The sequence below is a fragment of the Aquabacter sp. L1I39 genome (assembly GCF_017742835.1).
Lineage (GTDB): Bacteria > Pseudomonadota > Alphaproteobacteria > Rhizobiales > Xanthobacteraceae > L1I39.
The window spans coordinates 1,201,883-1,214,334 of sequence record NZ_CP072392.1; the positions used below are offsets into that span (position 1 = coordinate 1,201,883).

11 protein-coding genes are annotated in these 12,452 nt (G+C 68.8%); 9 read left to right on the forward strand and 2 right to left on the reverse strand.

What is annotated here, in order from left to right:
- Positions 1-3: 3 nt before the first annotated feature.
- Genes J5J86_RS05295 through J5J86_RS05315 form a run of 5 tightly spaced genes read left to right on the forward strand, consistent with a single transcriptional unit; the run spans position 4 to position 6,094 of the window.
- Positions 4-927, forward strand: a complete 924-nt coding sequence (locus J5J86_RS05295) for an ABC transporter substrate-binding protein (protein ID WP_209103837.1) — start codon at positions 4-6, stop codon at positions 925-927.
- On the forward strand, positions 920-2,935 hold the full coding sequence (gene fhuB, locus J5J86_RS05300; RefSeq protein ID WP_247658074.1) for a Fe(3+)-hydroxamate ABC transporter permease FhuB: 2,016 nt from the start codon (positions 920-922) through the stop codon (positions 2,933-2,935). The genes J5J86_RS05295 and fhuB overlap by 8 nt, the downstream gene beginning before the upstream one ends.
- The gene (gene fhuF, locus J5J86_RS05305; protein ID WP_209103838.1) at positions 2,932-3,630 is read left to right on the forward strand and encodes a siderophore-iron reductase FhuF; all 699 of its coding nucleotides are present in this window, start codon (positions 2,932-2,934) and stop codon (positions 3,628-3,630) included. Before fhuB ends, fhuF begins: the two co-directional genes overlap by 4 nt.
- Positions 3,627-5,276, forward strand: a complete 1,650-nt coding sequence (locus J5J86_RS05310; protein ID WP_209103839.1) for a cyclic peptide export ABC transporter — start codon at positions 3,627-3,629, stop codon at positions 5,274-5,276. The genes fhuF and J5J86_RS05310 overlap by 4 nt, the downstream gene beginning before the upstream one ends.
- Positions 5,273-6,094, forward strand: a complete 822-nt coding sequence (locus J5J86_RS05315; RefSeq protein WP_247658077.1) for an ABC transporter ATP-binding protein — start codon at positions 5,273-5,275, stop codon at positions 6,092-6,094. Before J5J86_RS05310 ends, J5J86_RS05315 begins: the two co-directional genes overlap by 4 nt.
- A 24-nt stretch (positions 6,095-6,118) precedes the next feature.
- On the opposite strand, the gene J5J86_RS05320 is transcribed toward J5J86_RS05315, so the two are convergent.
- A complete protein-coding gene (locus tag J5J86_RS05320; RefSeq protein ID WP_209103840.1) occupies positions 6,119-6,808 on the reverse strand; it encodes a haloacid dehalogenase type II in 690 nt (229 codons plus the stop codon).
- 210 nt (positions 6,809-7,018) lie between these two features.
- Here J5J86_RS05320 and J5J86_RS05325 point away from each other — a divergent pair, with 210 nt between their 5' ends.
- Entirely contained in the window at positions 7,019-7,288 is a 270-nt protein-coding gene (locus tag J5J86_RS05325) for a multinuclear nonheme iron-dependent oxidase (RefSeq protein WP_209103841.1), read from the forward strand.
- Positions 7,289-7,500: 212 nt separating this feature from the next.
- Here the strand turns inward: J5J86_RS05325 and J5J86_RS05330 are convergent, their stop codons facing one another.
- Entirely contained in the window at positions 7,501-8,385 is an 885-nt protein-coding gene (locus tag J5J86_RS05330; protein WP_209103842.1) for a helix-turn-helix transcriptional regulator, read from the reverse strand.
- A gap of 435 nt (positions 8,386-8,820) precedes the next feature.
- On the opposite strand from J5J86_RS05330, the gene J5J86_RS05335 reads away from it, so the two are divergent.
- Genes J5J86_RS05335 through J5J86_RS05345 form a run of 3 tightly spaced genes read left to right on the forward strand, consistent with a single transcriptional unit; the run spans position 8,821 to position 12,451 of the window.
- Complete coding sequence (locus J5J86_RS05335) at positions 8,821-10,785, forward strand: TonB-dependent siderophore receptor (RefSeq protein WP_247658080.1); 1,965 nt, start codon at positions 8,821-8,823, stop codon at positions 10,783-10,785.
- Positions 10,779-11,576 (forward strand): ABC transporter ATP-binding protein, encoded by a 798-nt coding sequence (locus tag J5J86_RS05340; RefSeq protein ID WP_209103844.1) that lies wholly within the window; start codon positions 10,779-10,781, stop codon positions 11,574-11,576. The genes J5J86_RS05335 and J5J86_RS05340 overlap by 7 nt, the downstream gene beginning before the upstream one ends.
- On the forward strand, positions 11,573-12,451 hold the full coding sequence (locus J5J86_RS05345; RefSeq protein WP_209103845.1) for an ABC transporter substrate-binding protein: 879 nt from the start codon (positions 11,573-11,575) through the stop codon (positions 12,449-12,451). Before J5J86_RS05340 ends, J5J86_RS05345 begins: the two co-directional genes overlap by 4 nt.
- The last annotated feature ends 1 nt before the right edge of the window (position 12,452 follow it).

Below are 12,452 nucleotides of genomic sequence, written 5' to 3' on the forward strand. Positions count from 1 at the left end.
GGCATGGACGTCACGCTGCGTTCCGTTCTCGATCGTCGGACGCTCGCCAAGGCTCTCCTTGGCGGGCTTCTGGCGTCCGGGCTCCCAGCTCTTGGGCGGGCACGGGCGGATGGGGCGCACCGCGTGGTGTCGCTCGACCTGATGCTGACCGAGCAATTGCTGACGCTCGGCGTGCCGCCTCTCGCGGTGGCCAACATTCCCCTGTACGAGCGCCTGGTCGCGGAGCCGGCGCTGCCAGCGGGGGTCGAGGATGTGGGGCCCCAGCAGGAGCCCAATCGCGAACTGATGCAATATCTTCAGCCCGACCTCATTGTCGGCCTGAGCTGGCAGGCCTTCCGCCAGCAGGCATTGGCGCGCATCGCCCCCGTCGCCTTCCTGCCCCCGCCCGGGCGCTCGGGTGCGCCGGTGGAGGGTGTCCAGGAGCTCCTGGCCGAGCTTGGCCGCAGGACGGGTCGGGAGGCGGAGGCGGCTGCGCGTAACGCGATGCTCCGCGCCCGGCTCGCCGATGCGGAAGCGCGCCTCGTCGGGCGCGTGTCGCGGCCAGTCTATCTGGTGCGCTTTATGGAGGATGGCCGGCACGCGGCCGTGTTCGGCACCCGCTCCCTCATCGGCGACGTGGCGGCGCGCATCGGCCTCGCCAATGCCTGGGCCGGACGCGGCAATGCTAGCGGGGTGGCCACCATCGGCATTGCCGATCTCGCTGCTGTGCCGGAAGCCGGGCTCATCCATTTCGACCGGGGCGCGGAAACCGCGCGCGCCCTCGCGCGGCTGGGCGAAAGCCCCTTCTGGCAGGCCTTGCCCCTCGTGCGCGCGGGGCGGGTGGCGGCCATGCCCGTCATCTATCCAAGCGGCGGCGTCGCTTCCGCCCTGCGGCTGGTCGCGCAGGTCGAGGCCCTTTATCTCGGGGCGGGTGGCTCGCGTGTCTGACGCCCTCTCTGCGGCGCGCGCGCCGTCTTCAAGCCGCGCGGGTCCGTTCGGCCTGGGGTTGGGGCTGCTCCTCCTGATCCTGGCCTCAGCTCTCCTGGCGCGCGCCTGTGCCGCCGAGGTACCGCCCGGCGCCTGGTGGAGGACGGCCTTCGCCCCAAGCCCATTCGACATGCACCAGCTCATGGTACGCGAGGCCCTGTTGCCGCGCTTTGCCGTCAGCCTCCTTGCGGGCGCGGCCTTGGGGCTTTCGGGGGTGCTGTTCCAGCAGGTGCTGCGCAATCCGCTCGCGGAAGCCGGCACGCTCGGCGTCTTCGCGGGAGCGAAGCTCGCGGTGATGGCCGCGCTTCTGTTCTCTCCTGGCCTGCTGGCCTTCGGACTGGAGGCCCCGGCTTTGGCCGGCGGTCTTCTGAGCTTCCTGGCGGTCGCCGGCATCGGCGCGCGCCAGCGCTTCGCGCCGCTGGTGGTCATCTTGGCGGGCATGGTTGTGGGGCTGTTCTGCGAAGGCATCTCACAGGCGCTGCTGCTCTTCTACCACGAGGCCCTCACCGATCTGCAGGCCTGGCAGGCGGGAAGCCTGGCGCAGAACAATTGGGCGCCGACCCGCATGCTGGCGGTGCTGCTGGTTGCGGGATTGGGCGCGGCAGCCCTCATGGCCCGTCCGCTCGCGGCCTTCGACCTGTCGGAAGACAGCGCCCGCAGCCTCGGCGTCGCGGTGGCGCCCGTGCGCGCGGCGGCGCTGTGCGCGGCGGTGGCGCTGGCGGTGGGCGTGGCCGCACTGGTGGGGGTAATCGGCTTCATCGGCCTTGCGGGCCCCGCCCTGGCCCGCGCGGCAGGCGCGCGCACGCTCAAGGCGCGGCTTTGGAGCGCACCGCTTCAGTCCGCCGGGCTGCTCGCCCTCACGGACCAAGTGGTTGCCGCCACCTTCGGCTCGCAATTGCCCACGGGTGCCGTCACCGCCGTCCTCGGCGCGCCCTTGTTGCTGTGGCTGCTGCGGCGGGTCCGGGCCGGCGCCATGGGGCCGGTGATGAACGCCGCCCTGGGGCGGCGCCTCGGCGAACAGTCGGCGTTCGTCGCCCTAAGCGGGCTTATCCTCGCGCTCACCACCGCCTGCGCGCTCGCTTTGGTTCTGGGACGCACGCCGGAAGGATGGGCCCTCGCCCTGGGGCCGGACTTCGCGGCGATGCTCCCCTGGCGCGCGCCGCGGGTGGCAGCCGCGGCTGCGGCCGGCGCCCTGTTCGCGCTCTCGGGCCAGATCCTCCAGCGCACCACGGGCAATCCCCTGGCCAGCCCTGAACTGTTCGGCATCGCCGCCGGCGCCGGGCTCGGCCTCCTGGGCGCCCTCCTGCTGCTGCCGCAGGTGGAAGGCACCCTTCTGTTCGCCAGCACCAGCCTCGGCGCGGGCGCGACGCTCGCCGCCATGATGGCGCTTGGCCGCCGCACGGCCTTCGCCCCGGCCCATATCCTGCTAGCGGGCATGGCGCTCACCGCTTTGCTCTCGGCACTGGGGGCGGTGCTGATGTTCAGCGGCGATCCGCGCGCGCTGGTGCTCATCGCCTTTCTGTCCGGCTCCACCTATGGCGTCACCGCCGGCGAAGCGCTGGTCGCCTGCGGGGTCGCGCTGGCGGCCCTCTGCCTCCTGCCGTTCATGCGCCGCTGGCTCGCCGTGCTGCCGCTTGGCGCCGATCTCAGCCGCAGCCTCGGGGTGCGGGTGGGGCCGAGCCGGCTGGCGCTTCTGGGGCTCGCGGCCATCGCCACGGCGGCGGGCACGCTGATCACCGGCCCCCTGTCCTTCGCCGGCCTGCTGGCGCCCCACATGGCGCGCCTGCTGGGCTTTCGCGGCGCTCTGGTGCAGAGCTATGCCGCCGCCATCCTCGGGGCGGGGCTGATGGTCTGCGCCGACATTCTGGGCCGCACGCTCGCCTTTCCCTGGCAGATGCCGGCGGGCCTGGTGGCCAGCCTGATCGGCGGCGGCTATTTCCTCCTGCTGCTGGCGCGGCGCCGCGCATGATCGCGGCGCTTGCCCCCCTCTTCCGCGGCCCCCTTGCGCCCTATGCCGAGGCCCTGCGCCTGCAAGCGGACGCCACCGCCCGGCCGGGATCGGACCTGACCGATCCGGATTTCCTCACCAGCCAGATGACCCTCTTCTCCCGCCGCTTTGCCCAGCCGGAGCGCCGGGCTGTGGCCTCCCTCTGGATGAAGCACCATGTCTCCGCCGTGCTCACGCCGGTGCTGGCGGCCAATCTCCTGCTCGGCCGGCAGATGCCGGTGGCGCTGGAGGAGATCGACGTCCTTCCGGGTCCCAAGGGCATCGCCGAGGCCCTCATCCTGCCCCAAGATGGCACGCCGGTCAGCCGCGCCGACCCTTTCGCCCGCTTCTCGCCCCTCCTGGAGGGCCATGTCGCGCCACTGGTGAAGGCGGTGGCGAAGGCAAGCGGCATTGCTCCCAAAGTGTTGTGGAGCAATGTGGGGAACTGGTTCGACGGGCTCACCGGCGAGGCCGAGGCCATGGGTGCGGAGGGTGTCGGCGATGCGCGCGCGCTCCTGGCGCTGGAACGCGCGCCCGATGGCACCCGCAATCCTGTCTTCGCCGCCGTCCGCCACACGGCGGAAGGGCGCAAGCGCCGGGTGTGCTGCCTGCGCTACCTCATCCCCGAGCTCGATTTGTGCGACACCTGCCCCCTGCCCGATCCGGCGCGCCCATGACCATTGAGGCCCACGCCCCTCTCACCTTCGCCCGCCTCATCGCGCCCTTCCGCACCCGAATGGCGCTCGCCGCGCTGGCAGGCCTCGTGGGTGGAGCGGCCATGGCGGGGGTGCTGGCGGCCGTGAATGCGGCCCTCGCTGACCCCACCTCCTTCGCCAACCTCGCGCTGGTGCTGGGTCTCGGGGGCGCGGCCCTGGCCGGAACCCTGGCGGCGGACCTGACCTCCACCCTGGTGGGCCAGAAACTGGTGGCGGAATTGCGCACCCATCTCGCCCGACTGATCCTCGGGGCGCCGCTGCGGGAACTGGAGCAGTTCCGCGGCCATCGCCTGATCCCGATCCTGGTCTCGGACATCGCCATTATGAGCGAAATGGCCTCGGTGCTGCCCCCCTTGGCGGTGGCGCTGGTGGTGGTGGCGGGATGCCTGGCTTACCTGGCGCTGCTCTCTCCGCTCCTGTTCGGCCTGACCTTCCTCGTGCTGGTGATAGGCGTCGTCTTGCAGCTCTGGGCGCGGGTGCGCGGCGTGCGGCTCTATGTGGCGGCGCGCGATGCGGAGGACGACCTGCACCGGCATTTCCGCACCCTGGTGGAGGGCGCCAAGGAATTGCAACTGCATCGGGGCCGGCGTCAACGCCTGCTCTCCGACGGATTCGTCGCCACGGCGGAGCACATCCGCGCACTCCAGGCCCGCGCGATGGTCATTCTCATCGCCTGCCGGACGCTGGGCTCGGGGTTGCTCATCCTTCTGGTGGCCCTGGTGGTGGGGCTGGCCGCGCATGCGGGGGGTGATCCGGGCGGAGCGGAGACGGCGCGGGGCTTTGTGCTGGTTCTCCTGTTCATGAAGGGACCGCTCGACCAATTGCTCAACCATCTGCCGGCGGCGGGACGGGCGCATATCGCCTGGAGCCGCATCCGGGGTGTCGCACGCCGCTTCGGGGCGCTGCAGGGGCCGAAGGAGACCGCGCGCCGGACCACCCTGGAGCCGCTGCGGGAACTTCGACTGGAAGGCGTCGCGTTCCAGCACGCAGATGCGGGGGGCGGTTTCCAGCTCGGCCCCCTCGACCTGTCCATCCGTGCAGGAGAGACGGTGTTCGTGGCCGGCGCCAATGGCGCGGGCAAGACCACCCTCATCAAGCTCCTGCTGGGCCTTTACGTGCCCGGCGCAGGCCACGTGCTGTGGAACGGGCAGCCGGTGCGCGAGGGCAATCGCGACGATTACCGGCAGATGTTCGCCGCCGTCCTCTCAGATCATTTCCTGTTCGACGGCCCCGCTGAAGGCGGCGCCGGGCGAGCGCTCGGGCTCTTGGATCGGCTCGGCCTCGCCCATAAGGTCACGCTGGAGGGCACCCAATGGTCGACGCTCGACCTCTCCACAGGCCAGCGCAAGCGCCTCGCTCTGGTGGATGCCTGGTTGCAGGATCGGCCGGTGATGGTGTTCGACGAATGGGCGGCGGACCAGGACCCCGCCTTCCGCCGACTCTTCTACGAGGAGATCCTGCCCGAGCTGAAGCTGGCGGGCCGGACTCTCATCGTCATCTCCCATGACGACCGCTATTTCGCTGCCGCCGACCGCCTCCTGATGCTCGAAGGCGGCCAACTCCAGCCGCTTCCCGCGCCGCGCCCCGTGAAGGAGGCTGCTCCGTGATCGTTGAAACCGCCCTCTCCCCCGTACCGCGCCCCGGCGCCGATGTCCCCCTCTTCGTCCTGGAGGGGGCCGGCTTTGCCGTGGAGGGGCGCTCTCTCCTTGCCCCCCTCGACCTGGAGGTGAAGGCCGGCCAGGTGACGGGCCTGATCGGCCATAACGGCTCGGGGAAGTCCACCTTGCTGAAGCTGCTCGCGCGGCAGGAAGCGCCCACCTCCGGCACCATCCACTTCGAGGGGCGGCCGCTCGCGCAGTGGAACGCCCGCGCCTTGGCACGCCGCATCGGCCACTTGCCCCAGCAGCCGCCCGCCGCACCCGGCCTTCGGGTGCGCGAACTGGTGGCACTTGGGCGCTATCCTTGGCACGGCGCGCTCGGCCGGTTCGGCGCACAGGACCGCGCCAAGGTAGAGGAGGCCCTCCAGGCGACGGGCGTCTCCGATCTTGCGGGGCGCGATGTGGACACGCTTTCAGGCGGGGAGCGCCAGCGGGCCTTCATCGCCATGCTGCTGGCGCAGGATGCCCCCACCTTGCTGCTGGACGAGCCCACCTCCGCGCTCGACATCGCCCATCAGATGGAGGTGCTCACCCTCGTGCGGGAGTTGGCGGACACGCGCGGCATGAGCATCCTTCTGGTGCTGCACGACATCAACCTCGCCGCCCGCTTCTGCGACCACATCCTCGCCTTGCGCGCCGGGCACCTTCTGGCGCGCGGCGCGCCGGGAGATCTCATGGAGCCGCGGACGCTGGAAGAGATTTACGGCATCGCCATGGGCGTGATGCCCGCCGCGCAACCGACCCGGCCCATGGCCTTCGTGCCCTGACGCGACGAGCGGCCCGCCGCCGGCTCAGGCGGCGCCGACCAAGGGCGCGAGATCGGCCAGCGATGTCACCTCGCGGTCCGGCCGGCCCGGCAGCCGCTCCGGCCGCTGTCCATAGCGGTTGCACCAGACCACCCGCATGCCGAATGCGGAAGCCGCATGGGCGTCCCAGGCATTGGACGACTGGAACGCCAGTTGCGGCGCCGCCAGGTCGAGCCGGTCGAGGGCATGCTGATAGACGGCCGGGTGTGGCTTGAACACGCCGACATCCTCTGCCGAGATCACCGCGTCAAACAGCCCGTCGAGCCCCGCCCCGCCGACTGCCGCCGCCAGCATGGCCGGCGTTCCGTTGGAGAGGATGGCGAGGCGCATGCCCGCCGCCTTCAGCCGGCGCAACACGCCAGGCACCTCCGGAAAGACGGCAAGGGTGAGATAGAGATCCATCAGATGGGCGCGCAAATCCGGCCCTGCGATGCCGAGCGTCTCCAACGCGAAGTCGAGGGCGTCGCCCGTGACCTGGTGAAAGTCCGCATGGCGTCCCTGGGCAGCACGCAGCCACGTATATTGGAGCTGCTTGTCCCGCCATAAGGCGCCCAGGGCGCCCCTCTTCTCCCCGGGCAGGCCGGGGCAGCCACTCACGGCGGAAGACAGGTCGAACAGCGTGCCATAGGCGTCAAAGACGCACGCTTTGATACCTTCAAGCGGAACGATGGTCATGCGCGAGGGTCCTCTGCGTGTCGGCCGCGCGCCCTGGTGGCGGCAGGAGATCAGTACCGGGTCGCAAGATGAGTCAGCCATACGGGCGAGGCCTCTACCAGCATCGCTTCGGTGCGTTTGTCGAGTCCGTTCAGGATGAGCAGGCCCGCTACCAGCAGGGCGCCGCCGAGAATGGCCTTGCCACTTTGGCCCAAGACACCCAGCTGCTGAATGCTTCTGGAGAATCCCTCCGCCTATGTTGTGTTCGCCCAGAGCACGAGCCCGGCGCTGGAGTTCCTCAGGTCCGTCGCGGCGCATACCGGCCGCGCGCTGCTGCTGGATGTGACGAACACGGAGGTCTCGGCCACCCACAAAGGCCATGACCTCCGCACCCACCTTGCCTGCCACCTCGCCCATGCAAGCGAGACCCACCTCGCCGGCGCCGCGGAGGCGCAGGACGATCCGGCGCCCGTGTCATTCATGGCGGGACCATTCTCTTGACCCGATCGCAAGGACACGCCGGCGCTTGGCCAATGGGTTGCCGGTGGATGCATGCAGACCTGACACCAGGGCCTCGGCATCCTGGTGAAAGCCAAGGTTAAGCTCTGCCTTACCCACCGAACCCACGTCGCAATGGCCTGACCGGACGGGGGCGGCGTGTCCCTGCGGCTGGAGCGGGCGGTCTCATACGGCGTTGACGACTCCTCGGGTCCTCACCCGCGCCGCGCCCGCCGCCAGGCGGCCGGCGTCACACCGGCGAACCGTCGGAAGACGCGGGTGAAATGGGCCTGATCGGCGAACCCGGCTGCCACCGCGATCTCCGGCAAGGTGAGTTCGACATCCGCCAGCATGGCCTCCACCCGCCGCATCCGTGCCCGCATGTGCCACTGATAGGGCGGTATCCCCGTCGCCGCCTTGAAGGCGTGGCTGAAATAGGATTGCGACAGGTCGGTCAAGGCGGCCAGGTCCTGGAGGCGGATGTTGCGCAGGCAATTTTCCTCAATGTATCCGGTGACCCGCCGCAATTGCCGGGCGGACAGCGCCGAGCGGCGCACGGGCTCCGCGGTTCGGGCGAGCTTCATCAGGTCGATGAACAGCGCCACCACAAGGCCGTCGCCATAAAGGTCGTGGTGAGCCTCGGGCGCGAGGCACTCCTCCGCGATGAGGCGCGCGATCGCATGGAGCCGCTCGTCCATGAAGGCGAGGCGCGGGGTCGCCAGCCTGCCGGCATCAAGCCGGGCGCCCAACCGCTCGGAGAGCGTGTCGACATCGAAATGCAGGTCCAGATGGCGCAGTTTGCCATCGCCCTCGATCCGCGACCACAGCGGCATTTCCGCCGGGACATAGCTCATATGGAGCGGCGCCCGCGCGCCTTCCACTGCGCCCGACCGGGTGGAGAGCTGGACACCGGCATGGCCTTGCCCCCCCTCCAGCACGACGAACAGGCGGGCGTCCTGAGAAACGTAGTAGCCGCCTCCGCCGCGCGCGCAGTCCACATGCCAGACATCCGCGACCACGCCGTTCCACTGGCGCCAGCGCAGGTCTTCAAGCACCCGGATGCCCTCAGTCGCCGATACCATGCGGGGGTGAAACGTCATGGGCTGCGCAATCTCTCCTTGCTCCGGAGCCGTAAAGGGCGAACAGCAAGTTTTGAATCATTTTGAAGTGTAGCCAAAATGCGGATTGACCGACGCACATCTGCTATGACGGTCATTATCGCAACAAAATTCGTCAAAGCGCAACAGGAAGAGACAATCCGAGCGTAGAGGCCGTTGCTAAGAGAGGCTGAAGCGTGAGTTTCCAAACGGAAGACTCAGTTTTGAATCATTCTTAACTGACATATTTGGCATTGAGGTGCAGGAATGACTGGGACATCTGGCATGCGACTTCGCACTTTGCTATTGAGCGGTGTGGCGGCTGGAACGGTCCTCTCCACAGGTGGGGCCTATGCCCAGCAGGCAAGCGCAATCACTCTTGAGCCGATCAATGTGGAAACCACGAGAGAATCCCCCACCGGGCCCGTGGAGGGATATGTGGCGCATCAGACCCTGACGGGCACCAAGACCGACACGCCCCTTATCGAGGTTCCCCAATCCATGTCCGTCGTGACGCGCGATCAGATGGACGCGCGGGCGGTGCAGAATGTGGGACAGGCGCTGGAATATACGCCCGGCGTGCTCGGTCAGCCGTTCGGGGTCGACCCGCGCTTCGACGCACCGATCATCCGCGGCTTCTCCGCGGCCAACAGCCAGTATCTCAACGGCCTGAAGCTCACGCGCGACCAGGGCTCTGCTTCCATTGAACAATATGGCCTGGAGCGCATCGACGTTCTGCGCGGGCCGGCCTCGGTGCTCTACGGCCAGGGCAATCCGGGCGGCCTCATCGACATGATCAGCAAGCGGCCCACCTTCACCACCTTCGGCGAGGTGCAGGGCGAAATCGGCACGTTCGACCGCTATAGCGGCGCCTTCGACATTGGCGGCGTCTGGGGCACCGATCTTGCCTATCGCTTCACCGGCCTTGCCCGCCAGTCCGGCACGCAGACCGACAATGTCGACGACAACCGTCTGTTCTTCGCGCCGGCCATCACCTGGAAACCCAGCGACGACACCTCCTTCACCGTGCTCGCCAACGTCCAGCACGACACCTCCGGAACGCCCGTGGGCCTGCCGTCTCAATATACGGTCAGCCCGCTCAAGAATCTGCTGTCGCCCAACCTGTTCCTCGGCGATCCGTCCTACGACAGTTCCGACCGGACCATGGCCAGCATCGGCTACGAATTCCAGCACAAGCTCAACAGCAACTGGCAGGTGCGCCAGAACGCCCGGTATCTCTGGCTCGATTGGGACTATAACAGCCTCTATTATAGCGGCCTCGACCCCTCTAATCCGGTGGTCGCGCTGCGCGGTTCCTCGCTCAACGAGGAGAACCAGAACACCATCACCATCGACACCCAGGTGCAGGGCGACTTCCAGACCGGCCCGCTCGGCCACAAGGTCCTGTTCGGCCTTGACTACCGCCGGTACAGCGAGAACGACTTCACCGAATTCGGCCTCGCGCCCTCCATCAACCTGCTCTATCCCGTCTACAACCAGTATGTCTCGGCCACGCCCTGGTATCTGTCGCAGGTCAACGGCACCGTGAGCCAGACCGGGCTTTATGCGCAGGACCAGATCAGCCTCGGCAATTGGCGCCTGACCGCCGGTATCCGCCACGACTGGGCGAACACCGTCTCCACGACCACCACCAATTTTGGCATTACGGATCAGGACCAGGACGATTCCGCCACCACCGGTCGTATCGGCCTCACCTATCTGTTCGACAACGGCATCGCGCCCTATGTCAGCTACTCCACCTCGTTCGAGCCGGTCATCGGCAACATGCCGACCAGCCTTGGCGGCGGCGCGTTCCAGCCTTCAACGGGCGAGCAGGTTGAGCTTGGCGTGAAGTACCAGCCCACGGGCTGGAACGGCTTCTTCTCGGCGGCCATCTATGACCTCAAGCAGAAGAACGTGCTGTCGTCCGAACTGATCGACGGCGTCAGTTACGAAACGCAGCTGGGTGAAGTGGAGGTCAAGGGCCTTGAACTCTCCGCAACCGCCACGCTGGCGGAAGGCCTCAGCCTGATCGCCAGCTATACTTACATGAATGCCGAGATCACGCAGGGCGAATATGCCGGCAACCGGCCCGCCAACGTGCCGGAGAACATGGCCAATCTCTGGCTGGACTACACCTTCAAGACCGGCGCCTGGACCGGCTTCGGCTTTGGCGGCGGCGTGCGCTATGTGGGCTCACGCTTCGCGCTGGACGACAATTCAATCGAACTGGACGCCAACACCCTGTTCGATGCCGCGATCCATTACCAAAAGGGGCCGTTTAAGGCCCAGATCAACATCAACAACATCGCCAACGAGACCTATGTGGCGAGCTGCGGATTCTTCGGCTGCTACTATGGCGACGGCCGAACCGTTGTGGCGCAGATCACCTACAAATGGTAGCCGCACCACCCCATGCCCCCCTCTGGGAGGCCGCCGGGCTCGCCTTCCGGGCCGGCGGACGGGACATCCTCCACCCGCTGGACCTCAGCCTGGCGGCGGGGCAGGTGCATGGGCTGCTCGGCCCCAACGGCTCGGGCAAGAGCACGCTGATGAAGCTCTTGGCCCGCCAGCAGGTGGCGAGCGCTGGCGAGGTACGCTTCGAGGGGCGCCCGCTGTCCGCCTGGAGCGGGCGGGCTTTTGCCCGCAAGGTGGCCTACATGCCGCAATTCACTCCGGCGGCGGAAGGCATGTCCGTGCGTGAGCTGGTCGCGCTCGGCCGCTATCCCTGGCACGGCGCGCTCGGCCGGTCCGGCGCCGAGGATGCGGCGGCGGTGGAGGCGGCGCTGCGGCGCACCGACCTTCTCGCCTTCTCGCACCGACTGGTGGACAGCCTCTCCGGCGGCGAGCGGCAGCGGGCATGGCTTGCCCTCATGCTGGCGCAAGGCACGCGCTGCCTGCTGCTCGACGAGCCGACCTCCGCGCTCGACATCGCCCACCAGATCGAGGTGCTCGCCATCGTGCGCGATCTCGCCCGGTCGGGCGCCGACATGTCGGTGGTCTTGGTCCTGCACGACATCAACCTTGCGGTGCGCACCTGCGACACGCTGGTGGCCCTGAAGGGCGGACGGTTGATCGCCAACGGCCCGGCACAGGACATCATGGAGCCAGCGACGCTGCGGGACATATACGGCCTGCCGATCGGCGTTATGCCCCATCCCGTCACCGGCGCCCCGATGGGATACGTGCTGTGAGCGCCCTCACCCGCCGCGCGCTGCTCGCGGGCGCCTTCGCCTTGGCGGCCGGGCCCGCACGCGCCACCGCGCCGCGCGTCGCCACCCTGGACTGGGCGCTGCTGGAGACCCTGCTGGCCATGGGCATCGTGCCGGTGGCAGCGGCGGAGCTGGTCCTGTTCCGCACCGTGGCGGTGGAGCCGCCGGTGCCGGACAGCGTGCGGGACATTGGCCTGCGGGGCCTGCCGAGCTTCGAGGCGCTGCGGCTGGCCGATCCGGACCTGATCTTCAGCTCCGCTTTCTATGCCCTGTCGGAACCGCAATTGCGCCTGGTCGCGCCCGTGGAGACCATCACCATCTACGAGCGGGGCGGCGCGCCGCTGGCACGGGCGCGGCAGGCGGCGCTCCGCCTCGCCGAGGCGTGCGGACGGCCCGCAGCGGCGTCCGGCCTTGTGGCCCGCACGGAAGAGGGTCTGGACGCCTGCCGGCGCGCGGTGGCGCCCCATTCGGATCGCCCCCTGCTCGTCATCAATCTGGGCGATGCCCGCCATTTCCGCGTCTTCGGCCGCGACAGCATCTTCGGCGAGGTGCTGGCCCGCCTCGGCCTTGCCAATGCCTGGACGGGCAACACCTCCTATTCCGCCTCCGCCCCCGTGGGACTGGAGACGCTGGCTGCCTATCCGGATGCGGGCCTCGTCATCCTGCCCCCGGTGCCGCCCGACGCTCAGCGCGTGCTGCCCCAGAGCGCGCTGTGGCAGGCTTTGCCGAGCGTCCGGGACCGGCAGGTACGGGTCCTGGCGCCAGTCAACCCGTTCGGCGGCCTGCCGACGGCGGGGCGGTTCGCCCGCCTGTTGACGGCGAGCCTTGCCGCGCCGGAGGGTGCGGGCCTTGGCTGAC